The sequence below is a fragment of the Microbacterium sp. USHLN186 genome (assembly GCF_037145155.1).
GTDB lineage: Bacteria > Actinomycetota > Actinomycetes > Actinomycetales > Microbacteriaceae > Microbacterium.
Genome location: NZ_JBBCYA010000003.1, coordinates 249,577 through 274,025, shown reverse-complemented (window position 1 = coordinate 274,025; position 24,449 = coordinate 249,577). Strand labels below are relative to the sequence as shown.

At 70.8% G+C, this 24,449-nt stretch carries 21 protein-coding genes; 14 read left to right on the top strand and 7 right to left on the bottom strand.

The genetic code is table 11. The features are described 5' to 3' along the window. Window positions 1–28 precede the first annotated feature (28 nt). Genes WFG93_RS08720 through WFG93_RS08710 form a run of 3 tightly spaced genes read left to right on the top strand, consistent with a single transcriptional unit; the run spans window position 29 to window position 2,659 of the window. Window positions 29–442: an MmcQ/YjbR family DNA-binding protein gene (locus WFG93_RS08720; protein WP_336645940.1), complete on the top strand. Its 414-nt coding sequence runs from the start codon at window positions 29–31 to the stop codon at window positions 440–442. Between the two features lie 55 nt (window positions 443–497). Next, window positions 498–704, top strand: a complete 207-nt coding sequence (locus WFG93_RS08715) for an AsnC family protein (protein ID WP_336645939.1) — start codon at window positions 498–500, stop codon at window positions 702–704. Between the two features lie 56 nt (window positions 705–760). Continuing rightward, entirely contained in the window at window positions 761–2,659 is a 1,899-nt protein-coding gene (locus WFG93_RS08710; RefSeq protein WP_336645938.1) for an ABC transporter ATP-binding protein, read from the top strand. A gap of 9 nt (window positions 2,660–2,668) precedes the next feature. Here WFG93_RS08710 and WFG93_RS08705 read toward each other — a convergent pair whose 3' ends face one another. The 3 genes from WFG93_RS08705 to WFG93_RS08695 all read right to left on the bottom strand — a co-directional run bounded on the left by WFG93_RS08705 (window position 2,669) and on the right by WFG93_RS08695 (window position 7,008). Further along, the gene (locus WFG93_RS08705; protein WP_336645937.1) at window positions 2,669–4,132 is read right to left on the bottom strand and encodes a diguanylate cyclase domain-containing protein; all 1,464 of its coding nucleotides are present in this window, start codon (window positions 4,130–4,132) and stop codon (window positions 2,669–2,671) included. Continuing rightward, on the bottom strand, window positions 4,129–5,016 hold the full coding sequence (locus WFG93_RS08700) for an alpha/beta fold hydrolase (protein ID WP_336645936.1): 888 nt from the start codon (window positions 5,014–5,016) through the stop codon (window positions 4,129–4,131). Before WFG93_RS08700 ends, WFG93_RS08705 begins: the two co-directional genes overlap by 4 nt. 120 nt (window positions 5,017–5,136) lie before the next feature. Further along, on the bottom strand, window positions 5,137–7,008 hold the full coding sequence (locus WFG93_RS08695) for a phosphoenolpyruvate carboxykinase (GTP) (RefSeq protein ID WP_336645935.1): 1,872 nt from the start codon (window positions 7,006–7,008) through the stop codon (window positions 5,137–5,139). A gap of 109 nt (window positions 7,009–7,117) precedes the next feature. Between WFG93_RS08695 and WFG93_RS08690 the strand changes: the two genes are divergently transcribed. Beyond that, complete coding sequence (locus WFG93_RS08690) at window positions 7,118–8,560, top strand: helix-turn-helix domain-containing protein (protein ID WP_336645934.1); 1,443 nt, start codon at window positions 7,118–7,120, stop codon at window positions 8,558–8,560. A 90-nt stretch (window positions 8,561–8,650) separates the two neighbouring features. On the opposite strand, the gene WFG93_RS08685 is transcribed toward WFG93_RS08690, so the two are convergent. Both WFG93_RS08685 and WFG93_RS08680 read right to left on the bottom strand, forming a co-directional pair. Beyond that, window positions 8,651–9,427, bottom strand: a complete 777-nt coding sequence (locus WFG93_RS08685) for a thioesterase family protein (protein ID WP_336645933.1) — start codon at window positions 9,425–9,427, stop codon at window positions 8,651–8,653. Window positions 9,428–9,537: 110 nt separating this feature from the next. Then, on the bottom strand, window positions 9,538–10,986 hold the full coding sequence (locus WFG93_RS08680) for a glyceraldehyde-3-phosphate dehydrogenase (protein WP_336645932.1): 1,449 nt from the start codon (window positions 10,984–10,986) through the stop codon (window positions 9,538–9,540). Window positions 10,987–11,170: 184 nt separating this feature from the next. Here WFG93_RS08680 and WFG93_RS08675 point away from each other — a divergent pair, with 184 nt between their 5' ends. From WFG93_RS08675 to WFG93_RS08665, 3 genes are read left to right on the top strand one after another with little or no spacing between them, the layout of a single operon-like run. Then, complete coding sequence (locus tag WFG93_RS08675; protein WP_336645931.1) at window positions 11,171–11,932, top strand: sulfite exporter TauE/SafE family protein; 762 nt, start codon at window positions 11,171–11,173, stop codon at window positions 11,930–11,932. A gap of 40 nt (window positions 11,933–11,972) precedes the next feature. Continuing rightward, the gene (locus tag WFG93_RS08670) at window positions 11,973–13,379 is read left to right on the top strand and encodes an amidase (protein ID WP_336645930.1); all 1,407 of its coding nucleotides are present in this window, start codon (window positions 11,973–11,975) and stop codon (window positions 13,377–13,379) included. A 45-nt stretch (window positions 13,380–13,424) separates the two neighbouring features. After that, window positions 13,425–14,075 carry an HAD-IA family hydrolase gene (locus WFG93_RS08665; RefSeq protein WP_336645929.1) on the top strand — a complete coding sequence of 217 codons (651 nt, stop codon included), beginning with the start codon at window positions 13,425–13,427 and terminating at the stop codon, window positions 14,073–14,075. 5 nt (window positions 14,076–14,080) lie between these two features. On the opposite strand, the gene WFG93_RS08660 is transcribed toward WFG93_RS08665, so the two are convergent. Both WFG93_RS08660 and WFG93_RS08655 read right to left on the bottom strand, forming a co-directional pair. Then, entirely contained in the window at window positions 14,081–15,211 is a 1,131-nt protein-coding gene (locus tag WFG93_RS08660; protein ID WP_336645928.1) for a hypothetical protein, read from the bottom strand. A 24-nt stretch (window positions 15,212–15,235) separates the two neighbouring features. Next, window positions 15,236–15,664 carry an Lrp/AsnC family transcriptional regulator gene (locus WFG93_RS08655; protein ID WP_336646063.1) on the bottom strand — a complete coding sequence of 143 codons (429 nt, stop codon included), beginning with the start codon at window positions 15,662–15,664 and terminating at the stop codon, window positions 15,236–15,238. A gap of 185 nt (window positions 15,665–15,849) precedes the next feature. Here WFG93_RS08655 and pdhA point away from each other — a divergent pair, with 185 nt between their 5' ends. Genes pdhA through paaZ form a run of 7 tightly spaced genes read left to right on the top strand, consistent with a single transcriptional unit; the run spans window position 15,850 to window position 24,431 of the window. Next, the gene (gene pdhA / locus WFG93_RS08650) at window positions 15,850–16,953 is read left to right on the top strand and encodes a pyruvate dehydrogenase (acetyl-transferring) E1 component subunit alpha (RefSeq protein WP_336645927.1); all 1,104 of its coding nucleotides are present in this window, start codon (window positions 15,850–15,852) and stop codon (window positions 16,951–16,953) included. Then, window positions 16,950–18,023 carry an alpha-ketoacid dehydrogenase subunit beta gene (locus WFG93_RS08645; RefSeq protein WP_442928251.1) on the top strand — a complete coding sequence of 358 codons (1,074 nt, stop codon included), beginning with the start codon at window positions 16,950–16,952 and terminating at the stop codon, window positions 18,021–18,023. Before pdhA ends, WFG93_RS08645 begins: the two co-directional genes overlap by 4 nt. Then, window positions 18,020–19,549 carry a dihydrolipoamide acetyltransferase family protein gene (locus tag WFG93_RS08640; protein ID WP_336645926.1) on the top strand — a complete coding sequence of 510 codons (1,530 nt, stop codon included), beginning with the start codon at window positions 18,020–18,022 and terminating at the stop codon, window positions 19,547–19,549. Before WFG93_RS08645 ends, WFG93_RS08640 begins: the two co-directional genes overlap by 4 nt. Further along, complete coding sequence (locus tag WFG93_RS08635) at window positions 19,546–20,736, top strand: thiolase family protein (RefSeq protein ID WP_336645925.1); 1,191 nt, start codon at window positions 19,546–19,548, stop codon at window positions 20,734–20,736. The genes WFG93_RS08640 and WFG93_RS08635 overlap by 4 nt, the downstream gene beginning before the upstream one ends. Beyond that, window positions 20,729–21,496: an enoyl-CoA hydratase/isomerase family protein gene (locus tag WFG93_RS08630; protein ID WP_336645924.1), complete on the top strand. Its 768-nt coding sequence runs from the start codon at window positions 20,729–20,731 to the stop codon at window positions 21,494–21,496. The genes WFG93_RS08635 and WFG93_RS08630 overlap by 8 nt, the downstream gene beginning before the upstream one ends. After that, complete coding sequence (locus WFG93_RS08625) at window positions 21,493–22,347, top strand: 3-hydroxyacyl-CoA dehydrogenase family protein (protein WP_336645923.1); 855 nt, start codon at window positions 21,493–21,495, stop codon at window positions 22,345–22,347. Before WFG93_RS08630 ends, WFG93_RS08625 begins: the two co-directional genes overlap by 4 nt. Continuing rightward, window positions 22,344–24,431, top strand: a complete 2,088-nt coding sequence (paaZ, locus tag WFG93_RS08620) for a phenylacetic acid degradation bifunctional protein PaaZ (protein WP_336645922.1) — start codon at window positions 22,344–22,346, stop codon at window positions 24,429–24,431. Before WFG93_RS08625 ends, paaZ begins: the two co-directional genes overlap by 4 nt. The last annotated feature ends 18 nt before the right edge of the window (window positions 24,432–24,449 follow it).

Sequence of the window (24,449 nt, the reverse complement as noted above, 5' to 3'; positions counted from 1 at the left end):
CCCGGGGCGTCTGGCGTACTCTGGCGGCATGGCGACCATCGAGGACGTGCGCCGCATCGTGCTCGGCTTCCCGCGCGTGGTCGAGACCGTCGAAGGGCACCGTGGCGGAGCGTGCTGGCGCACCAGCGCCGGCATGATCGCCTGGGAGCGTCCGCCGAGCAAGCGCGACCTCGAGCAGCTGGCCCACCTCGGCCGGGAGTGGCCGGCCGGCGTCGTCCTCGGCATCCACGTCGAGAGCGAGCACGACAAGTCCGCGCTCATCGAGACGTACCCGCACGCGTTCTTCACGATCCCGCACTTCGACGGCTATCCGGCCGTGCTCACCCGACTCGACCAGATCGACACGCAGCTGCTGCGCGAGACGCTCACCGACGCCTGGCTGCTGCGCGTGCCGACCACTGTCGCACGAGCCTGGCTCGCCGAGAACGGACTCGTCGAATAGCCGACCATCGTCAACTGCTCTTGACAGCACGGAGACGTCAATATAGATTGACTTCATGAGGCCTCAGACGGCGCGGGCCGCCGAGCCAGAGGGCGAGCCGCTCGCCGAACTCCACCGACTCACCGGCATCCGTCGCGAGCTCGCCCGTGCTGAGGAGGTTGAGGTGCGCCGTGCTCGCGTTGCGGGGTACTCCTGGCAGGCGATCGCGAGCGCTCTCGGCGTCACCAAACAGGCCGCGCATAAGAAGTTCGGCAGACAATAGATCCGATGCCCGGTTCCCGCATGCCCCGGCACACACTCTCCTGAGATCGAGGTCCCATGTCTCGCACGGCGCCGTCACGCCGCCGCGGTCGCGGCGCGCCGTCCGACGGCCCGCGCGCGACCTTCCGTCAGCTGCTGCCCTTCCTGTTCGAGCACAAGAAGGTGCTCGCCGTCGTCGCGGTGCTCAGCGTGGTCGGCGCGGCCGCGTCGCTCGTGCAGCCCCTGCTGGTCGGTCAGGTCATCGACCGGGTGCAGAACGATCGCGGTCTGGGCGCGCTGGTCTGGCTGCTGGTCGTGTTCGTCGTCGCGGCATCCGTCATCTCGGGCTACCAGCACTACCTGCTGCAGCGCACCGGCACCGCGGTCGTATACTCCAGCCGCCGTCAGCTCATCGCCCGCATCCTGCACCTGCCGATCAGCGAGTTCGACGCGCGCCGCACCGGCGACCTCGTCAGCCGCGTCGGCACCGACACCACCCTGCTGTACGCCGTGCTCACCCAGGGCCTGGCCGACGCCGTCGGCGGGGCGATCCTGTTCCTCGGCGCGCTGATCGCGATGCTGCTGATCGATCCCCTGCTGCTGCTGCTGATCGTGCTCGTCATCGGCGCGTCGGTCGTGGTCGTCGTGCTGCTCAGCGGACGGATCCGCACCGCGTCGGCCGCGCAGCAGCAGAAGGTCGGCGAACTGGCATCCGGAGTCGAGCGGGGCATCTCCTCGATCCGCACCGTGCGCGCTTCGGGCGCCACCGAGCGCGAGGCGCGGGCCGTGGAGGATCTCGCCGGCGAGGCGTACGGGCTGGGGGTGCGCATCGCGAAGATCTCGTCGATGGTCGTGCCGATCGCCGGCATCGCGCTGCAGCTGTCGCTGCTGGTGGTCCTCGGCGTGGGCGGGTTCCGGGTGGCATCCGGCGCCCTCACCATCGCCGCGCTGGTCACGTTCATCATGTTCCTGTTCATGCTCGTGATGCCGCTCGGGCAGGCGTTCGGGGCGATAACGTCGGTGAATCAGGCGCTGGGTGCGCTCGGGCGCATCCAGGAGGTGCTCGACCTGCCGACCGAGACGCAGGATGACGAGCCGGATGCCGCTGCCGCAGCCGTCCCCGTCGTCGGCGCACCCGCGATCGAATTCCGCGACGTGCGCTTCCGCTATCCGGACGCGGTCGTCGCCGCCCGCGAGGCCGCGGCACGGGAGGCGCAGAACGTGCTGGTCGACGCGCATCTGGGACGCGCCGCGACCGAGACGAGCAGCGCTGCGCCTGCCGTGGACGACCTCGCGCGAGATGTGCTCAAGGGCGTCACGTTCGCCGTGCCGCGTGGGGCGCGCGTCGCCCTCGTGGGCCCCAGCGGGGCGGGCAAGAGCACGGTCCTCTCGCTCATCGAGCGCTTCTACGACCCGACCGGCGGCTCCATCCGCCTCGCCGGGCACGACCTGCGCACCTACCCGCGCGTGCAGCTGCGCGCGCAGTTCGGCTACGTCGAGCAGGACGCGCCGACCCTGGCCGGCACGCTCGGCGAGAACCTGCGCCTGGCCGCGCCGGATGCCACCGACGAGGACTGCGTGCGTGTGCTGCGCTCGGTGAACCTCGGCGATGTGCTCGCCCGCAGCCCGCTGGGACTGCAGGCGCCGGTCGGCGAGGACGGTGTGATGCTCTCGGGAGGCGAGCGCCAGCGACTTGCGATCGCCCGCGCGCTGCTCACCGAGGCGCCGATCCTGCTGCTGGACGAGTCGACGTCATCGCTGGACGGCGTGAACGAGCAGCGCATGCGGGAGGCGATCGACGCGGCTGCGGCCGATCGCACCCTGCTGGTTATCGCGCATCGGCTCTCCACCGTCGTCGACAGCGACCTGATCGTGGTGCTGCAGGACGGCCGCGTGGTGGGTCAGGGCTCGCACGCCGAGCTCGTCGAGTCCACGCCCCTGTACCGCAATCTCGCCCGTCACCAGCTGCTCGTCTGAGCGGCCCCCTCAGCCGCCCCAAACCCGCACGCGCACGCCGTCCTTACCGGCGTGCTTGGCCTCGTACATCGCCGCGTCCGCGGCGGCGACCACATCCGCGGCTGCGGGAGCGGCGTCCCCGCGCGCCGGCATCCAGTGCACCGCGCCCACGCTCGCCGAGAGCGGAGAGCCCGCGGCGGCACCTTCCAGCGGCCGGCGCACCGCGGCGCGCACCCGCTCGGCCAGCTGCAGCGCGGTCTGCTCGTCGAGCCTGGCCGCGGCGATGAGGAACTCGTCGCCGCCCAGACGTGCGACGGTGTCGCTGACCCGGCACACGGCCGTCAGCCGCGTCGCGATGGTGCGCAGCACCTCATCGCCGACGCCGTGCCCACGCTGATCGTTGATGCCCTTGAAGCCGTCCAGGTCGAGGAAGAGCACCGTGCAGGCCTCGCCGGATTCCGCGGCCCGCGCCAGCATCCGCTCGAGCCGCTCCTCGAACAGGGTCCGGTTGGGCAGGCCGGTGAGGCTGTCGTGCAGCGCGTGGTGGCGCAGCCGATCACGCAGGCGCAGGTGGTCGACGACCCGCTCGGCCTGCGCGGCGAGCGCGAGCAGCGTCTCGAGCTCGTCGGACTCCAGCGAGCGCGCACGACGGAACCAGCAGTGGATCTCACCGAGCACGACCGTGCGGTCGTCCACGAGGCGCGTGATCGGGGTCACCACGAGCGCTTCGATGCCCGCCATCCGCAGGGCTGCCGCGTCCTGCGGCACCACCTGCGCGATCTCGTCGGCGTCGCGGCAGACCAGCTGCTGATCGGATGCCGCGGGGCGCGCGTCCAGCTCCACCCCGGGCGGGGAGATCCCCCACTCGCGCACCGTGACGTCGGCGCGGCCGGAGGGATCGACGAGACGCACAGCTGTCCACGCCGCGGCCGTCGCCCGGCTCGCCGCCCGCCCGAGCGTCTCGCCGAGGTCGTCCAGTCCGTTCGCCACGGCGAGCGCACTCGTGGCATCCTGCAGCAGCACCAGCCGACGGTGCGCGATGTCGGCGGCGCGCTGAGCCGACACGAGCTGCTTCTCGAAGGCTGCGCGCGCGGTGGTCTCGACGGCGGCGATGTACGCGACCTTCCCGCCGTCCTCGGTGCGCCGCAACTGGGCGTTGATGAGGGCCGCGCGACGTTCACGGTCGCTGTCTCGGATCTCGAGCATCACCTCGCGCAGGCGTCCGGTCTCGAGAAGCCGTGGCATCACCTGCGTCTCATAGAGCAGCCGCGACGATGCGGTGAGCCATTCCACGATGTTGCGCCCGCGCAGACCCGCGGCGTCATCGCTCTCGCCGAGCCAGACGCGCATGCCCTCGTTGTGCGCGAGGATCGTGCCGTCCAACCCCAGCACGAACAGTGCCGCCGGCGTGTGCTGCAGCAGATCGACCAGCCGGTCAGGGTCCGGCCCGTGCGCGTCGTTCCCCTCCGGACGGTTCTCGTATGAGGCGCTCACAGCGACGGGGCCGGCGAGCCGGCGTCGTCAGACAGGACGCGCTGGATCTGCGCGGTGATGAGGTCGGGGTCGGTGAGGTGCACGAAATGGCCCGCGGAGTCGAGACGCACGAGCTCACTGTGCGGGATGCGCGCGCTGAGGTACTCGCCGATGTGCGGCGGGCAGATGATGTCGCCGACCGACTGCACGATCGTGGTCGGCACCGTGATCTCGCCGAGACGGTGGCGCACGTCACTGAAGAAGACCACCCGGGCGAAGTGCTTGGCCACCTCGTGCGGTGTCGCGGTGAACAGGTCGCGCACCCGGTCGGCGACGTCGGGGAGGTCGGCGCGCGCGGTCACCGCCGGCGCGATCGATGCCGCCCACCCGGGCTGATTCGCCTCGATGCTGGACAGCAGCTCGAGCACGTCCTCGCGATCGAAGCCGCCGACGTAGTCGCCGTCGTTGACGTAGCGCGGTGAGGGGCAGATCATCACGAGCCGCCCGAACAGGTCCGGGCGGCGGATCGAGGCGAGCGCACCGATCATGCCGCTGGCGGAGTGGCCCACGAACGACACCTGCCGCGCACCGACCGCCTCGATGACCTCGATCAGGTCGTCGGCGTAGCCCTCGAGCGAGTCGTAGCGACGCTCGTCGTACGCGCCCAGATCCGAGCGGCCCGAGCCGACGTAGTCGAAGAGCACCACGCGGTGCGAGTGCGCGAAGCGTTCGGCGATCGGACGCCAGGTCGACTGGTCGGTGCCGTATCCATGGCCGAACACGAGCACCGGCGCCTCGGGGTCACCGAGCACCTCCACGGCGTTGCGGCGGATGACGTCGTCGGATGACGTCCACGTGGTCGCACCCTCGTGGGGCACGGCTGGTGCGGAGTCGAGTGGCGTCACAGATCCCTCCTCGGTGGCGTACGGTCACGCCCGAGAATACGCGACGGCGGGATGCCCGACCACTCAGCCATGGGTCGTCGGGTGCATCCCGCCGTCACGGGTCCTTCCTCGGCGCAGCAGTCAGCGCGCGGCGTTGAGCCGGTAGCGCAGGGCCTCCAGCTCACTGCGCAGCGCCGGAGGCAGCGTGTCGCCGAACATCGCGTAGAACTCCTCGGTCGAATCCGCCTCGGCGAGCCAGGCGTCCACGTCGACCTCGAACAGCTCGTCGAGGTCGGCGTCGCTGATCTCGAGCCCCTCGAGGTTCAGGTCCGCGCGCAGCGGCAGGCGCCCGATCGGGCTGTCCACCGCCCCGACCTCGCCGCTGATGCGGCGGATGATCCAGTCGATCACGCGGGAGTTGTCGCCGAAGCCGGGCCACAGGAAGCGCCCGTCCTCGCCGCGGCGGAACCAGTTCACCTGGAAGATGCGCGGTGCGCGGTCGAAGCGCAGCGTGCGGCCCACCTTCAACCAGTGTGCGAAGTAGTCGCCCATGTTGTAGCCGCAGAACGGCAGCATGGCGAACGGATCGCGCCGCAGCTCGCCCACCTTGCCCTCGGCCGCGGCGGTGCGCTCGGACGAGATGTTCGAGCCGAGGAAGACGCCGTGGCTCCAGTCGGTGGCCTCGACCACGAGCGGCACGTTCGTCGCGCGGCGTCCGCCGAAGAGGATGACATCCAGCGGCACGCCCTCGGGCGCCTCCCAGTCCTCGGAGATCTGCGGGCACTGCGCGGCGGAGACCGTGAAGCGCGAGTTCGGGTGCGCCGCGGGGCGTCCGCAATCCGGCGTCCACGGATCGCCCTTCCAGTCGATCAGCTCGGCGGGCGGGGTGTCGGTGAGACCCTCCCACCACACGTCGCCGTCGGGGCGCAGTGCGACGTTGGTGAAGATGGTGTTGCCCCACAGCGTCTCCACGGCGGTCACGTTGGTGGACTCCCCGGTGCCTGGCGCGACGCCGAAGAAGCCCGCCTCGGGGTTCATGGCGTACATGCGCCCGTCCTCGCCCGGTCGGATCCAGACGATGTCATCGCCGAGCGTCTCCACGCTCCAGCCCGGGATGGTGGGGCGCAGCATCGCGAGGTTCGTCTTGCCGCACGCGGAGGGGAACGCCGCCGCCACGTGGTAGGAGCGCCCACGTGGATCGGTGACCCGGATCAGCAGCATGTGCTCCGCCAGCCAGCCCTCGTCGCGTGCGATGACCGAGGCGATGCGCAGCGCGAAGCACTTCTTGGCGAGGATGGCGTTTCCGCCGTATCCCGAGCCGTACGAGTACACCTCGAGCGTCTCGGGGAAGTGCACGATGTACTTCTCGTCATTGCAGGGCCATTCGACGTCGGCCTGGCCGGGACCCAGCGGCGCCCCCACCGAGTGCACGGTGCGCACCCAGGGCGCGCCGTCGGCGATCCGGCGCGTGACGGCGTCGCCGACGCGGGTCATGATGCCGATGGATGCCACCGCGTAGGCGCTGTCGGTGACCTGCACGCCGATGTGCGAGAGCTTGCCACCCACGGGCCCCATCGAGAACGGGATCACGTACATGGTGCGCCCGCGCATCGAGCCCTCGAAGAGACCGTTCAGCGTCTCGCGCATCTCCACAGGATCGGCCCAGTTGTTGGTAGGGCCGGCATCCTCCTCGCGCTCGGAGGCGATGAAGGTGCGCCCCTCGGTGCGCGCGACGTCGCTGGGGTGCGACCGGGCGAGGTACGAGCCGGGGCGCCACTCCGGGTTCAGCTTGATGAGCTTGCCCTCGTCGACCAGCTCGCGCATGATCGCGTTGTTCTCGGCGCGGGAGCCGTCGATCCAGTGCACCCGCGCGGGCTGCGTGAGCTGCGCGATCTCGTCGACCCACGCGCGAAGCTGGGCCATGGCCGGCGTGTCGTACGAGGGCACTGCCCCGAAGCTTCGCGCCGGTGCGACCGGGGTGGTCGGGGGCGTGTACGTCTCAGCGAGTGCCATGTCTGCTCCTTCGAGGCGGGTGCGGTGAGACCATCCTGTGCCAGCTTTCGCGGTGTTTGAGACGGTTTTTGGTTGAAAGAACATCGAATCTTTCGGCTATGATCAAGGAATGGTCAGCAGCGGACTCGAACTCAGCACCCTCGGACATCGCATCCGGCACCATCGCACGGCGAAGAACCTCACCCTCGACGACCTCGGGGCGACGGTGGGCATCGCGGGTTCCCAGCTGAGCCTGGTCGAGAACGGCAAGCGCGAGCCGAAGCTCTCACTGCTGCAGGCCATCGCCGACGCCTGTGGCACCGACGTCGCCGACCTGATCTCGGGCGAGCCACCCAATCGGCGCGCCGCGCTCGAGATCGAGCTCGAGCGCGCGCAGTCCAGCCCGATCTTCCGCCAGCTGGGCATCGCCGGCGTGCGGGTGTCGAAGACGATGAGCGATGAGACCATCGAGGCGATCCTCGGTCTGCATCGTGAACTGCACCGGCGCGAGACCGAGGCGATCGCGACGCCCGAGGAGGCACGCCGGGCGAACACCGAGATGCGCCTCACCATGCGTGCACGTGACAACTACCTGCCCGAGATCGAGGCGCTCGCAGAGAAGCAGCTCAAGGCGGCCGGCCATGTCTCGGGTGCGCTGACGCACCGCACCGTGACGCTGATGGCGGCGAAGCTGGGCTTCGAGCTGATCTATGCCGACGATCTGCCGCACTCCACTCGCTCGATCACCGACCTCGAGAACGGGCGCATCTACCTGCCGCCGGCGTCGATCCCCGGCGGACACGGGCTGCGTTCGATGGCGCTGCAGGCGATGGCGCACCGTCTGCTGGGCCATACCCCGCCGACCGACTACGCGGACTTCCTGCAGCAGCGACTCGAGATCAACTACTTCGCCGCGTGCTGCCTCATCCCGGAGACGGCGGGCGTGGCCTTCCTGCAGCAGGCGAAGAAGGACCGCAACCTCGCGGTCGAGGACTTCCGCGACGCGTTCGGCGTCACGCACGAGGCGGCCGGCATGCGCATGACGAACCTCATGACGCATCACCTCGACATGCGACTGCACTTCCTGCGCGTCGACGAGAACGGCGCGATCACCCGCGTCTACGAGAACGACGACCTGCCGCTGCCGATGGATGTCACCGGCGCCGTGGAAGGACAGCCCGCGTGCCGCAGCTTCGGCGCTCGCGCGGCGTTCGAGCAGCGCAACCGCACCACCGAGCACTACCAGTACACCGACACCCCGGCGGGCACCTTCTGGTGCGCGACGCAGACGGGCTCGGCCAGCGACGGCGGATTCTCGGTCACGGTGGGCGTTCCCTTCGACGACGCCCGCTGGTGGCGCGGCCGCGAGACGACGCACCGTGCCCAGTCGACCTGTCCCGACGAGTCGTGCTGCCGTCGCGCTCCCGCCACCGTGTCGCAGCGCTGGGAGGGGCGCGCCTGGCCGAGCGCACGCGTGCACACGCACATGTTCCGTCCGCTGCCGCGCGGGGCGTTCCCCGGTGTCGATGACAACGAGGTGTACTCGTTCCTCGACCGGCACGCCGCGGAGTGACCCTTCGACAGGCTCAGGGACCCAGATCGACAGGCTCAGGGACCCAGATCGACAGGCTCAGGGACCCAGATCGACAAGCTCAGGGGACCATCAGCGCGGACGCACCGTCAACGTCTGCGACACCGTCCCGAGCGGGCCGGTGCAGTCGCTGAGCACCGACTCGGTCAGCCCCGTGCCGTCCGCGCCGAACGAGACCGATGTGTCCAGCCCGAACCACTCCCCCTCCGGCTCGCGGAACACGCTCGCGGTGAGGTCGACGTTCGGGTACAGCGCCGCTTCCGGAGCGACGCGGGTGGCGATGCCGTTCGCGAAGTCGACCATGCCCAGCATCCGCGCACGTCCCGACACGCTCTCATCCGGCAGCAGGGGATGTCGGGGCCGGATCCAGCACTGGGCGCGGCCGGTCTCGAGGTGCGCGCGGCGCGCGTCGATCGACCGAATGGCGCCGCCCGGCCACACCTCCCCCGCCGTCCACGCGTCGAGCACCTCCAGCGCGGGCATCGACGGCAGCGGCGAACCCGCGATCGCAGCAGTGTCCCCCCGCTGCAGCATCCAGGCTCTCAGGACCAGCGCCGCACGGCCCGCGTGAGTGAGCGTCGCCTCGACGAGCTCGATCGTGCGACCAGGGCGCACCAGACGCACCGCCACCTCGAACGCGTCCATCGGGATGACGCCGAGGATGTCGTAGTTCGCTCGGGCGAGCAGCAGCGGGGCATCAGCGCGGCGCGCGCGGTGCTCGGCCTCGACCAGATGCGCGAGCAGTCCGAGCACCGGCGCGACGTGCTGCTCGTCAGGGTTCCAGGCGCCGCCGACGTGCTCGGTGGGCGCGAACGCGGTCTCGGACAGGCGCAGGAAGTAGCTCGACACCCGACCATTGTGTCAATCGCGCAGCGCCGGGCAGGCCTGGCGGGCAGCGCGAAGGCCGCGGGCATCCATGTCTCCATGATCCCCGCGGCCTCGGACATCGCGCCAGGCGATCAGGCGTGCAGCGTGACCTCGCGACGGGTCGGGAGCACCACGGGGTGCGTTCCCGCCATCACCTCGAGCACCCGCACCACCTGGCACGAGTAGCCGTACTCGTTGTCGTACCAGACGTACAGCACCACGTCGCGGTCGTTGGCGATCGTCGCGAGTCCGTCGACGATGCCCGCACGGTGCGAGCCGACGAAATCGGTGGAGACCACCTCGGGGCTCTCGACGTAGTCGATCTGCTGGCGCAGCTTCGAGTGCAGCGAAGCGCGGCGCAGATAGTCGTTGATCTCGTCGCGCGTCGCCGGGTTCTCCAGGGTGAGGTGCAGCACGGCGAGCGAGACGTCGGGCGTGGGCACGCGGATCGCCGAGCCGGTGAGCTTGCCGGCCAGCTGTGGAAGGGCGCGGGCGACGGCCTTGGCGGCGCCGGTCTCGGTGATGACCATGTTCAGCACGGCGGAGCGGCCGCGGCGGTCGCCCTTGTGGAAGTTGTCGATGAGGTTCTGGTCGTTCGTGAAGGAGTGCACGGTCTCGACGTGGCCGCGGACGACTCCGTACGCCTCGTCGATGGCGGCGAGCACGGGAGTGATCGCGTTCGTCGTGCACGACGCGGCCGACAGGATGCGGTCATCGGGGCCGATGGTGTCGTCGTTGATGCCGTGCACGATGTTCTTCAGCTCGCCCTTGCCGGGTGCGGTCAGCAGCACCCGCGCGGCGCCCTTGGCCTGCAGGTGACGGGCCAGGCCGTCCTCGTCGCGCCAGCGTCCGGTGTTGTCGACGATGATCGCGTCGTGGATGCCATAAGCCGTGTAGTCCACGGTGGCGGGGTCGTCGGAGTAGATGACCTGGATGCGGTTGCCGTTCGCGATGATCTGCGAGTTCTCCTCGTCGACGGTCACCGTGCCGGCGAAGCGACCGTGCACGGAGTCGCGCAGCAGCAGCGAGGCTCGCTTGACGATGTCGTTCGCGGATCCGCGGCGCACGACGATCGCCCGCAGGCGCAGTCCGCTGCCGCCGCCGGTGTGCGCGAGGATGATGCGCGCGAGCAGCCGGCCGATGCGGCCGAACCCGTAGAGCACCACGTCGACGGGGGGCGAGAGCTCGGCATCCAGCGCCGCCGAGAGCTCCGCCCGCAGGAACTCGTCGAGCTCGCGCCCGCTGTCGGCGTGATCCTCGATGAGACGGGCGACGTCAAGCGACGACGCGCCCGGGGCCAGTTCACGCAGAGCCTCGAGCACGGCGAGCGTGTCGGTGAGCGCGATCTGACGGTGACCGAGCTGGGCGACGCGTTCGTGCACCTCGAGTATGCCGGTGGTCGAGAGCCCGAGCAGACGGTGACCGTGCAGCGAGGTCACGACATCGCGCTCGCGGTTCAGTCCGCCGATCAGCGGGATCATCCGCTCTGCCAGCTCTTCGTTGACCTTCCAGTCGTCGCGGTGTGTCACGACATCGTCCATGTGCGTCCTTGAGTGCTGCTCGAGCGCCGGCGGGTCGGGCGCTGCGGGTGGAGGGGGCGGTTCGCCATGACCAGGTTAGAGCCGGCCCTACGCGGTGAGAGAAGGATTCCGGGATGCAAAATCGGGCAGACTGTCTCCCAGCCTTCGAAACCCGATTCTTAACGCGAACAAAGACTGCTGCCCGATGATCACCACCTTCTCCCCGCTCGAACTGGGCCTGCTGGCCCTCGCCGCTCTCGGAGCGGGGGTGATCAACACCGTCGTGGGCTCGGGCAGCCTGATCGTCTTCCCGACCCTGCTGGCGCTGGGTCTTCCGCCCGTGCCGGCGAACATGGCGAACACCGTCGGACTGGCCATCGGCAACGTCGCCGGCGTCGTCGGCTACCGCCGGGAGCTGCGCGGTCAATGGCGCCCGCTCGTGCCGCTCATCGTGCTGACCATCATCGGTGCGGTGCTCGGCGCTCTCGCCCTGCTGGTGCTGCCCGCGGAGGTGTTCCGCCTGGTCGCACCGGTGCTGATCATCGTCGGCTGCCTGCTCGTCGCCGTGCAGCCGCTGATGAACCGACGTGCCGGTGCAGGGCGGATAGGCGGACTGTGGCCGCGATGGCTGGAGTTCCCGCTGATCTTCGGCACGGGCGTGTACGGCGGGTACTTCGGCGCCGCACAGGGCGTGCTGATCGTCGGCATCCTCGAGCTGACGACGGGCGAGAAGCTGCAGCGCGTGAACGCCATGAAGAACGTGCTGCAGACGGTCGCCGGCGGCGTGGCGACGGCCATCTTCCTCTTCTCTGCGCCGCTGCCGTGGGTGGCGGTCGTGACGATCGCCGTCGGCTCTCTCGCCGGCGCCGGGCTCGGTGCGGTGATCGGCAGGCGTCTGCCGGCCTGGCTGCTGCGGACTCTGATCGTGGTGATCGGCGCACTGGCCGTCTTCCTGCTGCTCGGCTGACGAGTCGGTGACGGCCCGCGCGGCGGCATAGGGTCGAGAGATGGCCGAGCTGCACGATCTGACCGCACTCGAACAGCGCTCGGGGCTGCGCACCGGTGCGTTCGCACCGTCCGATCTGGTGGCGCACTATCTCGAGCGCATCGCGCGAATCGACGGCGCAGTCGGCGCGTTCGTCGAGGTGACCGGCGACGCCGCTCGGGAGCGAGCGACCCGGCTGGCACGGACGGCCCCGGAAGGCGCGCTGTGGGGCCTGCCGTTCGCCGACAAGGACCTCGTCGCCCGCGCCGGGGTGCCCACCCGATCAGGATCGCGTCTGCACCGCGATCTCGTGCCTGTGGCCACCGCCGATCAGGCGGCCGTGCTGGACGAGGCGGGCGGAATCAGCCTCGGCAAGACCAGCACGCCGGAGTTCGGGCTCACCGGATACACCGAGACGCAGATCGGCCCGCCCACGCGCGATCCCTGGAACCTCGCGAACGGCGCCGGCGGCTCCAGCGGGGGTGCCGCGGCTGCTGTGGCAGCCGGGCTGCTGCCGCTCGCGCCGGGTTCGGACGGCGGCGGCTCGATCCGCATCCCTGCGGCGACGGTCGGCGTGGTCGGCATCAAGCCGTCGCGGGGACGGGTGGCGTTCGCATCCGGACTCGACAGTCCCGGCGGTCTTCCCGTGGCGGGTCCCATCGCGCGTACGGTCGCCGATGCCGCGCTGCTGCTGGACGTGCAGTGCGCAGGGCGCCCGCACCGGTTCGCGACGCGCGCGCCCGGGTCTGGTCCGTTCCTGCCTGCCGCGACGGTGCCGACGGCTCCGATGCGCATCGGCGTGTCGACGGTCTCGCCGTGGGATGACGCGGAGGACATCCGCCTCGACGCCGACGCCGCCCACGCGGTCGAGGTCGCTGCGGCGCTGCTGACGGATGCCGGGCACGGCGTGGACGGTTTCGCGTGGCATCCGCGCGGCTATGCCGAGCTGTTCACGACCCTGTGGCGGACCAGCGCGGCGCGGATGGCACTGAGCGACGCGGACCTCGAGCTCGTCGAGCCGATCACCGCCTGGCTGGTGCGCGAGGGCCGACGCCTGACCGGAGCGGAGGTGCTGCAGGCGCTTGCTGCGGCATCCGCCTTCGAGCACGCCACGATCACCGCGTTCGATCCGTTCGACGCCGTTCTCACGCCCGCCCTCGCGCTGCCGCCGCAGCCGGTCGGCTGGTTCGACCGGCACGATCCCGTGCGCGGTTTCTCGCAGCAGGTGCAGTATGCGCCGTACAGCAGCTTCGTCAACGTCGCCGGGCTGCCCGCGATCGTGCTGCCGGTGACGCGCGAGGCATCCGGGCATCCGGTGAGCGTGCAGCTGATCGGCCGGCCGGGCGGCGAAGCCGCGATCATCGCCCTCGCCGCGGTCCTGGAGAGCCGGGTGGGTGCCATGCCGAAGCCGCCGATCTGGCACCGCTGACCGGCATCGCCGGCCGCCCTGGGTGTTCTTCCCTAGGCTGGGGTGATGCCCACCACTATGCACGCCCGCGCCGTCCTGCTCGACATGGACGGCACGCTCGTCGACTCCACCGCGGTTGTCGAGCGGCTGTGGCTGGAGTGGGCGCGCCCGCACGGGCTGGACCCGGCTCGCGTGCTCGAGACCGTGCACGGCCGGCAGGGGCATCAGAGCATGGCGATCCTGCTGCCCGAGCGCGAGCACGCGATCAACCTGCGCGAGAACGACGAGATGCTCGCCCGCGAGAGCGGCGACGTCGACGGCGTGGTGGAGATCGCGGGGGCGGCGGCGCTGCTGGCCGCGCTGCGCGAACGGCCGCACGCGATCGTCACATCGGCGAACGTGCCGTTGATGACGGCGCGGATGCGGGCGGCCGGGCTGACCGTGCCGAAGCTGGCGATCACCGCTGAGAGCGTGTCGGCGTCGAAACCCCACCCCGAAGGGTTCCTCGCGGCGGCGAGCGCGCTCGGCGTCGAGCCGAAGGACTGCGTGGTGTTCGAGGATTCCGAGGCCGGGGTGCAGGCCGGACTCGCTGCCGGGATGCGAGTCATCGGCGTGGGCGCCGCTGCCGCCGGCTTCGGGCCGACATATGCGGTCGCGGATCTCACTCACATCTCCGTCGTGGAGACCGCGGGCGGCTTCGCCCTGACCATCGACTGACGAGGTCAGCGCGGGGTATCCCCGAGGGCATCATCCTGGATTCGCCATGCGTCGCCCTGTCCGCCGGGCGATACCCAGGTGTGCGGCGGCGACTCGAAGCTGACCGCTGAGGTGAGCCAGTACGTCTCATCGGGGTTCCAGCCGGCGATCACCGAAGCGCGGTCGTCGTCCACCGGGATCGCCGTCCCCGCCGCGGCGAGGTACGCCGCCGCCTGCAGGTGCACTCCGTCGTAGTGCTCGGCGAGAGCGGCCCAGTCCGGAACCACCCAGGCACCGACTCGCCCCGTGGCGCGGAACCAGTCGTGGCGTCTGCTCGCGCTCACGTCGACGGGGAACCGACGGCACAGCTGCGCCCACGCTTGCGGGCCGTCGATCTCGCACACGCGCGCATCGGGCGCGATCCTCGCGCGGTAGACGAAGGCGCGCTCCCAGCCCATGCCGTCCTCCACGAACCACAAGCCCGCGGGGCTGCGGTCGAGGGTCTCCCCCATCGTCGATGGAGCGAGCCAGGCCGGCATCGACCACCATTCGCCACTGAAGTTCGCATGCGGGTCGGCCGGCCGTTCGACGTGCGCCCGCCGCTCCGCCTCGACCTGCCTGTCGCCGGCCGTCTGCAGCTCCTCGGGCGAGATCGCTCGCGGTGCGGCGATGCCGGGGCTGTCCCACTGCACGAGCCACTGCGCGTCGGGGCGGAGTGCGCTGGCCCATTCGCGCAGGGCCGGTGCGAGGTGCGCGGCGACCCGCGCCAACGCCTTTCGGACCTCGGGGGTCGCCGCCAGCTGATCTTCGCCGTCGGGCTCCTGCCAGTAGCGCGCCATGTCCACCGAGCGCGCCAGCGCGGTGCGCAGCAGGCGCGGGCTGGGCGCGTCGAGCTTCGTCTGCGTCAGCAGTCGCGCCACGTCGGCGGGTGTGGCCGGCGGGGGCGCGGAGCCCGGTCCGCCGCCGATCGAGATCAGCGTGCCGGACGGCTCGAACGCGTTGGCGGCGGTCATCACGGCCGTGTCGAGCCGGTGCGATGCGTCGTCCCGGTCGCTCTCGCGGGCCAGCGCGAACTCGAGCGCCAGGCGGCGACCCCGCGGGCCAGCCAACAGGGTGTGCGATGTCGGCATCCGCTCCATCCGCTCCATCCGCTCCATCCGCTCAGGCTAGGGCACCGGACCTCAGTCCCGACCGAAGTCCTCGAAGATGAGCGTCGTGCGCGTGGAGCGGATGGAGGGGATCGCCTGGATGTCCTCGAGCACGATCCGGCGCAGGTCACGTGCATCGCTGGCGCGCACCAGCAGGATGACGTCGAAATCCCCGCCCACGAGCGCCATGTGCTCGACCTCGGGAATCGCGCGCAGCCGGGACTGCACCTCCTGCCAGCTGGCCTGCTCGATGGCGAGCATGACGTACGCCGAGGCGTGATGGCCGAGCTGCACCGGGTCGGTGCGCACGGTGTACCCGGCGATGACGCCCTGCTCCGTGAGGCGCTTGATCCGTGCGTGCGCACCTGCGCGCGAGATGTGCACGGCCTCCGCGATGCGCGTCATCGAGGCCCGGGCGTCGCGGCGCAGCTCCGCGAGGATCGCATGGTCCACGGCATCCATCTCGGCCATCGCCGTCCCTTCCGCGGCCGCACGCTGCGCCGGCCGTTTCGTCACTGCATCCTGACACTCTGATCTGTTCCGGCGCAATCAGTGCACAATCGTCCGGGAATCAGGGGCGTGAGTGGGACGAATGACGCGATGCGGGCATGCTGGTGCCATCACGTTCGGCGAGGAAGGCGAACCCGATGATGCACGACGATCTGCTCCCCCGCGACACTCCCGTCTGCCTGATCAACGCAGACGGTCACGGCGTCGACGACCCGCTCTACCGCGCGCCGGATGCCGAGCGGCTGCGCCGCGCCTACCGCTCGCTCGTCGAGGGGCGACGCATCAACGATCAGGCCAGCGCTCTGGTGCGTCAGGGCCGGCTGGCGGTGTATCCCTCGTCGCACGGGCAGGAGGCCTGCCAGGTCGCGGCTGCGCTCGTGCTCGGCGAGGACGACTGGCTGTTCCCGACCTATCGCGACGCGGTCGCGATCATCGGCCGTGGCGTCCCCGCCGCCGAGACAATGACGCTGCTGGCCGGCGACTGGCACTGCGGGTACGACCCCGCCGCGCATCGGGTGGCGCCGCAGGCCACTCCGCTGGCCACGCAGCTGCTGCACGCGGTGGGGTTCGCGCAGGCCGCACGGCACCGCGGCGAGGACACGGTGGTGCTCGCACTGTGCGGCGACGGGGCGACCAGTGAGGGCGATTTCCACGAGGCGATGAACTTCGCCGCGGTGTTCCACCTGCCGGTGGTGTTCTTCGTGCAGAACAACGGCTTCGCGATCTCGGTGCCGCTCTCCCGGCAGAGCGTCGCTCCCTCGCTCGCGCACAAGGCGATCGGGTACGGCATCCCGGGCCAGCGCGTGGACGGCAACGACGTCGCCGCGCTGCTCGCGGTTCTCGATGAGGCGGTGCAGCGTGCCCGCTCCGGCGGGGGTCCCTCGCTCGTCGAGGCGCACACGTACCGGATGCAGGCGCACACCAACGCCGACGACGACACCCGTTACCGCGAGCGCGAGGAGGTGCAGGCGTGGATCGCACGCGATCCGCTGACCCGACTGCGGACGCACCTCGTCTCGCGGGGCGCCCTGACGCCCGAGGACGAGCAGAGCATCGCGGCGAGCGCGGAGCGGATCGCCGATGAGCTGCGCATCGCGTTGAACGAGGACGCCCAGCTCGATCCCGAGGACCTCTTCCGCCACGTCACCGCCGAGCGCTCACCGCAGCTCGAGGAGCAGTGGCGGATGCTGCAGGACGAGCTGCGACGCGAGTCGCTCGCTGAGACAGGAGGACGGGCATGACCCTTCGACAGGCTCAGGGCAGCGACCCCCGACAGGCTCAGGGCCGCGCGAGCGATCTGGACCCTACTGCGCACGTCGTGGGCACGATGACCATGGCGGCGGCGCTGAACCGGGCGCTCGCCGACGCCATTCAGGAGGATCCGGCCGTCGTCGTCTACGGCGAGGACGTGGGCGCCCTGGGCGGGGTGTTCCGGGTGACCGACGGTCTGGCCGAGCGGTTCGGCGAGGACCGCTGCTTCGACACTCCGCTGGCGGAGTCGGGCATCGTCGGCACGGCGGTGGGGATGGCGATGAACGGCATGCGCCCCGTCGTCGAGATGCAGTTCGACGCGTTCGCGCTGCCGGCGTTCGAGCAGATCGTCAGTCAGGTGGCCAAGTTCGGCAACCGCACACGGGGCGCGGTGCGCATGCCGCTGGTCATCCGCATCCCGTTCGGAGGCGGTATCGGCGGTGTCGAGCATCACTGCGACTCGTCCGAGGCCTACTACGCGCACACTCCCGGACTGGTCGTGGTGTCGCCGGCGACGCCACAGGACGCGTACTCGATGCTGCGCGCGGCGATCGCCTCGCCCGATCCGGTGATCTTCCTCGAGCCGAAGAAGCTGTACTGGTCGAAGGGCGACGTGGACACCTCGGTGTCCGTGCCGCTGGGCCGGGCGCGTGTCGCTCGCGAGGGCACGGATGTCACGCTGATCAGCTATGCGGCGATGGTACCGGTCGCGCTGGAGGCCGCCGAGATCGCCGCCGAGGAGGGGCGCAGCGTGCAGGTGATCGACGTGCGCTCGCTGACACCCTTCGATGACGAGACGGTCACCGCGGCGGTGCGGGCGACCGGGCGTGCAGTGGTGGTCGCCGAGGCTCCCGGTTTCGCCAGTGTGGCCTCGGAGATCCAGGCGCGCGTCTTCGAGCGGTGCTTCGAGTACCTCGAGGCGCCGGTGCGGCGGGTGACCGGTTTCGACACGCCGTACGCTCCACCCAAGCTCGAGCACTGGTATCTGCCGGACGCCGACCGGGTGCTGGACGCGATCGACTCATTGCACTGGGACGACGACGAGGAGGGTGCACGATGACGACGACGACCGCTCGCGTGTTCTGTCTGCCTGACCTCGGCGAAGGGCTGACCGAGGCCGGACTGGTGCAGTGGCTGGTGCAGGTGGGCGACACGATCCGCACCGATCAGGCGATCGCCGAGGTGGAGACGGCGAAGAGCATCGTCGAGTTGCCGTCGCCGTTCGCCGGGGTGATCACCGCTCTGCACGGCGAGCCCGGAGAGATGATCCCCGTCGGCGCTCCCGTCCTCGAGGTCTCCCCCTCCCACGAGGGGTCAAAAAACGTCGCATCCGAGGGTGCTCATGCGGCAATTTCTGACCCCCCTCACCCCACCCCCTCCCGAGAGGGGTCACAAAATGTCGCATCTGAGGGTGCACATGCGGCAATTTCTGACCCCGCTTCTGGAAAGGAGGCGTACCGGGTCGAGGAGCGCGCCGGCGGATCGGGCAACGTGCTCATCGGCTACGGGACCTCCGACCGGCGCTCGTCGGGGCGACGTCGCCCGCCAGCACGACAAAATGCGCAGACGGATGCCAAGACGGCCGCAGCCACCCCGTCGAGTGCACGGGACCTCGGCGAGCGCACGGCTTCGTCGCGTGAACAGGCCGCTCCCTCGCCGACATCCCGTGCTGTCGATGCGACGGAGCAGAGCACGACCCTCCGCCCCGCGGTGCGCTCACCACTCGTGCGCCGCCTCGCACGGGATCTCGGCGTGGATGTGCGCCACCTCACCGGCACCGGCGCCGACGGCGCGATCACCCGCGGCGACGTGCTGCGCGCCGCGTCGTATGCAGAGCCCGCTGCAGCGAGCGCAACGGCATCGGCGCACACTCAGCTGCCGGAGGGGCTCTCCGTCGCCTCCCGCGAGCGGCTCTCCGCCATGCGCACCGCCATCAGCGCGACCCTCTCGCGCAGCCGCGCCGAGATCCCCGAGGCGACCGTCTGGGTCGACGTCGACGCCACCACCCTCTGGAACGCCCGCACCGAGATGGCGCCCGCCGGCGGCCGCGCTCCCTCGCTCACGGCGGTGCTCGCGCGGTTCACGCTGATCGCGCTGGCGGAGTTCCCCCTGCTGGCGGCCCGCCTGACCGACGACGCGACGCAGATCGTCACCTTCGACGGCGTGCACCTCGGCGTCGCCGCCGACACCGCGCGCGGCCTTCTCGTCCCCGTCATCCCGCGCGCGCACCAGCTGTCGATCGACGAGCTCGACGCGCAGCTGCGCGAGCTCGCCGAGACCGCCCGCGCCGGCCGCACCCCCGCCCACCGTCTGCGCGGATCCACCTTCACCCTCAACAACTACGGCGCCCTCGGCGTCGACGGCTCCGCGGCGATCATCAACCACCCCGAGGTCGCGATCCTCGGCATCGGCCGCATGATCGAGCGCCCCTGGGTCGTCGACGGGGAGATCGTCGCGCGACGCATCGCCCAGCTCTCCCTCGTCTTCGACCACCGCGTCTGCGACGGCGGATACGCCGCGGGATTCCTGCGTCGACTCGTCGAGCTGATCGAGCATCCGCTGCGAGCCTTCGGGAGGATCCGATGACCGAAGCCTTCCTCGTCGGCGGCGTGCGCACGCCCGTCGGCCGGTACGGCGGCGCTCTCGCCAGCATCCGTCCCGACAATCTCGCGGCGCTCGTCGTCGGAGAGGTCGTCCGCCGGGCGGGCGTGCGGGCGGATGCCATCGACGAGGTCATCCTGGGCGCGGCGAACCAGGCCGGCGAGGACAACCGCAACGTCGCGCGAATGGCCGTTCTGCTGGCCGGGCTGCCCGACAGCATCCCGGGCTTCACCGTCAACCGCCTGTGCGCGTCGGGGATGACCGCGATCGCGCTGGCATCGCAGGCGATCCGCGCGGGCGACGCGGATCTCATGGTGGCCGGCGGTGTGGAATCCATGACGCGCGCGCCCTGGGTGCAGGCCAAGCCGCAGCGCGCGTGGGGCAAGCCCGGCGACGCCTACGACACCTCGATCGGGTGGCGCTTCCCGAATCCCCGCCTGCTGGCTAGAGAGAAGGCGACCTTCTCGATGCCCGAGACGGCCGAGGAAGTCGCGCGCGTCGACGGGATCAGCAGAGCGGATGCCGACGCGTTCGCCCTGCGCAGCCACGAGCGCGCCCTCGCGGCGATCGACGCCGGCCGCCTCGCAGCCGAGATCGTTCCGGTCGAGACGAGCCGCGGTGTGGTCAATACCGACGAGGGCCCGCGCCGGGAGACGTCGCTCGAGGCGCTCGCGGCGTTGCGCCCAGTGGTCGCGGGCGGCGAGGTGGTCACCGCCGGCAACGCCAGCTCGCTGAACGACGGCGCCTCGGCGATCGTCGTGGCGGGAGCGGATGCCGTCGCGCGCCACAGCCTTCGACCGCGAGCGCGCATCGTCGCATCCGCCACCGCTGCTCTCGCGCCCGAGATCATGGGCCTCGGGCCCGTCCCTGCCACCGAGAAGGCTCTGCAGAGTGCGGGCCTCACCGTGTCAGATCTCGGTGCGGTGGAGCTGAACGAGGCGTTCGCTTCGCAGTCGCTGGCGTGCATCCGTCGCCTCGGCCTCGATCCCGAGCTCGTGAACGCCGACGGCGGCGCGATCGCCCTCGGGCATCCGCTCGGCTCCAGCGGGTCGCGACTGCTGGTGACGCTGCTGGGTCGCATGGAGCGCGAGGGTGCGCGGTACGGGCTCGCGACGATGTGCGTGGGTGTCGGCCAGGGCACGGCGATGATCGTGGAGCGCGTCGATGGCTGAAACGCTGCGGATCGAGAGGCGCGACGACCGGACGGTCGTGACGCTCGATCGCCCCGCCGTGCGCAACGCGATCGATCAGGGCATGGTCGACGAGCTGCACGCCGTGTGCGCCGAGCTCGAGAGCACGCCGCGGGTGCTCATCGTCACCGGCGCCGACGGCATCTTCGCCTCCGGCGCGGACATCCGCCAGCTGCGCGACCGCACTGCCGACGACGCGCGCCGCGGCATCAACTCGACGATCTTCCGGCGCATCCGCGAGCTGCCGATGCCGGCCATCGCCGCGATCGACGGCTATGCGCTGGGCGGCGGTGCCGAGCTCGCCTACGCCGCCGACATCCGCCTCGGCACGCCGGGTGTGCGCATGGGCAACCCGGAGACGGGGCTGGGCATCATCGCCGCGGCGGGCGCGACATGGCGGCTGCCCGAGATCGTCGGGCACGCGCGCGCGAGCGAGCTGCTGCTGACCGGCCGGATCCTCGACGCGGAGGAGGCTCTCTCGTGGGGTCTGCTGTCGTCGCTGCACGAACCCGACGAGCTGCTCGATGCCGTGCATGCCGTCGCCGACCGCATCTGCGCGAACGGCGCGCGGGCGACCGAGCTCACCAAGCGCGCTCTGCTCGCTCCTACCGATCAGCATCCGGCGATCGAGCTCGAGCTGCAGGCCGAGCTGTTCGACAGCGACGAGAAGCGCCGGCGCATGACGGCGTTCCTCGAGCGCCGAGAGCGCCGGTCGCAGCGCTTCGAGGAGGAGAGCCGATGAGCGTTCCCGGAATCGTCGGCGTGCTCGGCGGCGGGCGCATGGGCGCCGGCATCGCACACGCCTTCCTGCTGGCCGGCGCGCGGGTGCGGCTGGTCGAGCGCGACGAGGAATCCGCCGAGGCTGCGCGCGGACGCGTGCTGTCCAGCATCGAGAACTCAGTGCGGCGCGGCGATCTGGTCGAGCCGCAGCACATGATCGAGTCGTTCGCCGTGCACACCGACCCCGCGGCGTTCGCGACCGCCGGCCTGGTGATCGAGGCGGTGCCCGAGGACCGCCCGCTGAAGGCCGAGGCGCTGGCGCACATCGAGCAGCTCGTCGCGCACGACGCGGTGCTCGCCACGAACACGTCGTCGATCTCGATCGACGAGCTCGCGGCATCCCTCACCCGACCGGAGCGCTTCCTCGGGATGCACTTCTTCAATCCCGTGCCGGCGTCGCAACTCGTGGAGCTGGTCGTCGGCGCGCGCACGCACCGCGCCGTCGTCGACGCCGCGCGGGAATGGGTCGCGACGCTGCGCAAGACCCCCGTTGTCGTCCGCGACTCCCCCGGTTTCGCGTCGAGTCGGCTGGGCGTGCTGCTGGGTCTGGAGGCGATCCGGATGCTCGAGGAGGGCGTCGGAGATGCCGCCGACATCGACGCGGCCATGGAGCTGGGGTATCGGCATCCGATGGGTCCGCTGCGCACCACCGACGTTGTCGGGCTCGACGTGCGCCTCGGGATCGCCGAGGAGCTCGCCCGCGAGCTCGGGCCGCGGTTCGAGCCGCCGCGACTGCTGCGGCAGATGGTGGATGCCGGGAAGCTGGGCCGCAAGAGCGGCGAGGGGTTCTACGTGTGGAACGAGGAGAGATGACCGATTTTCTGCCGAGCTACGTCCAGGGCGAGTGGTGGACGCCATCCGCCCCTTCTGGGTCCCTGAGCTTGTCGAAGGGCACCGACGTCCGAGACGCCTCCACCGGCGAGATCATCACGCGGGTCTCGACCGAGGGGCTCGACCTGGCCGCTGCCCTGGAGTACGCGCGAACCACCGGCCATGCGAGCCTGGCCGAGCTGACCTTTCACCAGCGCGCGTTGCTGCTCAAGCAGTTCGCGCTTGCGCTGACCGAGCGCAAAGACGAGCTGTATGCCATCTCGGCGCGCACGGGGGCGACGAAGAGCGACTCGTGGATCGACATCGACGGCGGCATCGGCGTGCTGTTCTCGTACTCGGGCAAGGGCCGGCGCGAGCTGCCGAACAGCCGCGTGCACGTCGACGGCGCGGTCGAGCCGCTCTCGAAGGACGGCAGCTTCCTCGGCCGGCACGTGTACACGACGCTGCCGGGCGCCGCGGTGCAGATCAACGCGTTCAACTTCCCGGTGTGGGGGTCGCTCGAGAAGCTGGCCCCGGCGTTCCTCGCCGGGATGCCGACGGTCGTGAAGCCCGCCACGCCGACGGGGTATCTCGCCGAGGCGATGGTGCGCATCCTCGTCGAATCGGGGCTGCTGCCCGAAGGATCGCTGCAGCTGATCAGCGGCAGCGTGCCCGACCTGCTCGATCATCTGCGGCTCGGCGACCTGGTCGGGTTCACCGGCAGCGCGTCGACCGCCGAGAAGCTGCGCCAGCACCCGGCCGTGCAGACCGGAGGGGTGCGCTTCACCACCGAGACCGACTCCATCAACGCATCGGTGCTCGGCACGGATGCCGTCGCGGGCTCGCCCGAGTTCGACGCGTACATCCGCCAGCTCGTCGTGGAGATGACGTCGAAGGCCGGGCAGAAGTGCACGGCGATCCGCCGCGCGATCGTCCCCGCGGCCACCGCCGATGCCGTCATCGACGCCGTGCGGACGCGCATCGCGCAGAAGACGGTGCTCGGCGACCCGCGCGCCGAGGGGGTGACGATGGGCCCGCTCGCGTCGACCGCGCAGCGCGACGAGGTGCTGCGACAGGTGCAGAAGCTGCAGGATGCCGGTGGCCGGGTCGTGGTCGGCTCGACCGACGCGCCCGATGTGCGGCACGCCGACGGATCGGCGGGCCCGGCGCCGGACGGCGCTTTCGTGGCGCCGCTGCTGCTGCGGTTCGATGACCCGAGCGTCGAGGCCGTGCACGACGTCGAGGCGTTCGGCCCGGTGTCGTCGCTGCTCACGTACTCGACGACCGCGGAGGCCGCGGATCTCGTCGCGCGCGGTGGCGGATCGCTGGTGACGAGCATCGCGACGCACGATTCGGCTCAGGCGGTCGAGCTGGCGACGCGCATCGCCCCGTTCAATGGCCGGATGCTGCTGCTCGACCGCGACAACAGTCGCACGTCCACCGGGCACGGTTCTCCTCTCCCGGGTCTGGTGCACGGCGGTCCGGGCCGCGCCGGCGGCGGTGAGGAGCTCGGCGGCATCCGCGCCGTGCTGCACCACATGCAGCGCACGGCGGTGCAGGGGTCGCCCGAGATGCTCACCGCGCTGACCGGCGTGTGGCACGCGGGCGCGGCGACGAGCGCCGGCGACCGGCATCCGTTCCGCAAGTCGCTGGCGGAGCTGCGTATCGGCGACCAGATCGCCTCGGATGCCCGTGAGGTGACGCTCGACGACATCGAGACCTTCGCGCACTTCACCGGCGACACCTTCTACGCCCACATGGGCGAGGAGTCGGCGGCTGCCAACCCGTTCTTCCCCGGACGCGTCGCGCACGGGTATCTGCTCGTGTCGTGGGCGGCCGGGCTGTTCGTCGATCCCGAGCCGGGGCCGGTGCTGGCGAACTACGGGCTCGAGAACCTGCGCTTCATCACTCCCGTGTCGCCGGGCGACAGCATCCGGGTCGAGCTGACGGCGAAGCAGATCACTCCGCGCGAGACGGACGAGTACGGCGAGGTGCGCTGGGATGCCGTCATCCGCAATCAGCGCGACGAGATCGTCGCGACGTACGACGTGCTGACGCTGGTCAGCAAGGAACCGATCGCTGCCTGAACAGCCCCCGCCGAAAAC

Coding starts and splice junctions, on each gene's coding strand:
- WFG93_RS08720 (WP_336645940.1), top strand. CDS start 29: ATGGCGACCATCGAGGACGTGCGCCGCATCGTGCTCGGCTTCCCGCGC.
- WFG93_RS08715 (WP_336645939.1), top strand. CDS start 498: ATGAGGCCTCAGACGGCGCGGGCCGCCGAGCCAGAGGGCGAGCCGCTC.
- WFG93_RS08710 (WP_336645938.1), top strand. CDS start 761: ATGTCTCGCACGGCGCCGTCACGCCGCCGCGGTCGCGGCGCGCCGTCC.
- WFG93_RS08695 (WP_336645935.1), bottom strand. CDS start 7,008: ATGGCACTCGCTGAGACGTACACGCCCCCGACCACCCCGGTCGCACCG.
- WFG93_RS08690 (WP_336645934.1), top strand. CDS start 7,118: ATGGTCAGCAGCGGACTCGAACTCAGCACCCTCGGACATCGCATCCGG.
- WFG93_RS08680 (WP_336645932.1), bottom strand. CDS start 10,986: ATGGACGATGTCGTGACACACCGCGACGACTGGAAGGTCAACGAAGAG.
- WFG93_RS08675 (WP_336645931.1), top strand. CDS start 11,171: ATGATCACCACCTTCTCCCCGCTCGAACTGGGCCTGCTGGCCCTCGCC.
- WFG93_RS08670 (WP_336645930.1), top strand. CDS start 11,973: ATGGCCGAGCTGCACGATCTGACCGCACTCGAACAGCGCTCGGGGCTG.
- WFG93_RS08665 (WP_336645929.1), top strand. CDS start 13,425: ATGCCCACCACTATGCACGCCCGCGCCGTCCTGCTCGACATGGACGGC.
- WFG93_RS08660 (WP_336645928.1), bottom strand. CDS start 15,211: ATGGAGCGGATGGAGCGGATGGAGCGGATGCCGACATCGCACACCCTG.
- WFG93_RS08655 (WP_336646063.1), bottom strand. CDS start 15,664: ATGGATGCCGTGGACCATGCGATCCTCGCGGAGCTGCGCCGCGACGCC.
- pdhA (WP_336645927.1), top strand. CDS start 15,850: ATGATGCACGACGATCTGCTCCCCCGCGACACTCCCGTCTGCCTGATC.
- WFG93_RS08645 (WP_442928251.1), top strand. CDS start 16,950: ATGACCCTTCGACAGGCTCAGGGCAGCGACCCCCGACAGGCTCAGGGC.
- WFG93_RS08640 (WP_336645926.1), top strand. CDS start 18,020: ATGACGACGACGACCGCTCGCGTGTTCTGTCTGCCTGACCTCGGCGAA.
- WFG93_RS08635 (WP_336645925.1), top strand. CDS start 19,546: ATGACCGAAGCCTTCCTCGTCGGCGGCGTGCGCACGCCCGTCGGCCGG.
- WFG93_RS08630 (WP_336645924.1), top strand. CDS start 20,729: ATGGCTGAAACGCTGCGGATCGAGAGGCGCGACGACCGGACGGTCGTG.
- WFG93_RS08625 (WP_336645923.1), top strand. CDS start 21,493: ATGAGCGTTCCCGGAATCGTCGGCGTGCTCGGCGGCGGGCGCATGGGC.
- paaZ (WP_336645922.1), top strand. CDS start 22,344: ATGACCGATTTTCTGCCGAGCTACGTCCAGGGCGAGTGGTGGACGCCA.